Consider the following 896-nt stretch of genomic DNA (forward strand, 5'->3'; position numbering starts at 1 on the left):
GGCCTCCGTCTGCCCGCGCGGAGTGATCACCTCCGGGCCGGTCAGCTCGTACGCGCCGCCGGTGTAACGGTCCTCCAGCAGGCAGGCCGCCGCCACCGCCGCGATGTCGGCCGGGTCGATCACCGGCACCCCGACATCGCCGAAGGGCGCCGCGACGACCCGTCGCTCGCGGACGGACTCGGCCCACCACAGGGCGTTGGAGGCGAAGCCGCCCGGCCGCAGCAGAGCCCACTGAAGGCCGGACTCCCGCACCGTGTCCTCCAGCTCGCGCATCGCGATCCGCGTCGCCCCGAAGGGCCTGGTCACCACGCCGAGCGTGGAGAGCAGGACGATGCGCCGGACCCCGCTGTCCACGGCCTCGGCGACGATGTCGGCGGGGCTGGCGCCGAGGGCGTGCAGATCGCCGGAGAGCAGCAGGAACAGCGACTTCGCCCCGGCCAGCGCGGGCCGCAGGCCGGCCGGCTCGGCGAGGTCGGCCACCTGGTGACGGACGCCGTCGGGTACCGCCGCCGGGTGCCGGGACACCGCCGTCACCTGCTCGCCCGCCTCCGCCAGCGCCCGCGTCAGCGGCCGGCCGATGTTTCCGGTCGCCCCGGTCACCACGATCATGATCAGCTCCTTGTCGGACGTGCTCGAAATACTCGGAAGTGCTCCGAGGGCGTTCACGCTAGGAGGGGCGGCTAACTTTCGGTAAGGGCATACCTGGAGGTAAGCTCATGACATGACGGAAGGCGTGCAGCACAGACGGGTCGAGACCGGCGAGCGGTATGACGTGTTTCACACCGACTGCCTGGCGCGGGACATGGTCGACCACGTGACCAGCAGGTGGGGCGTCTGGGTGCTCATCTCCCTGCGCCGCAACGACCTCCGGTTCTACGAGCTGCGCGAGAGCATCC

At 71.4% G+C, this 896-nt stretch carries 1 protein-coding gene and 1 pseudogene; one reads left to right on the top strand and one right to left on the bottom strand.

What is annotated here, in order from left to right:
- Positions 1 to 609, bottom strand: a 609-nt coding sequence (locus IE258_RS40680) for an SDR family oxidoreductase (RefSeq protein ID WP_189750821.1), incomplete at its 3' end; no start/stop codon positions are given.
- A gap of 112 nt (positions 610 to 721) precedes the next feature.
- On the opposite strand from IE258_RS40680, the pseudogene IE258_RS40685 reads away from it, so the two are divergent.
- Positions 722 to 896, top strand: a pseudogene (locus IE258_RS40685) (winged helix-turn-helix transcriptional regulator); the annotation flags it as partial.

The organism is Streptomyces tendae (assembly GCF_014650435.1).
Lineage (GTDB): Bacteria > Actinomycetota > Actinomycetes > Streptomycetales > Streptomycetaceae > Streptomyces > Streptomyces tendae.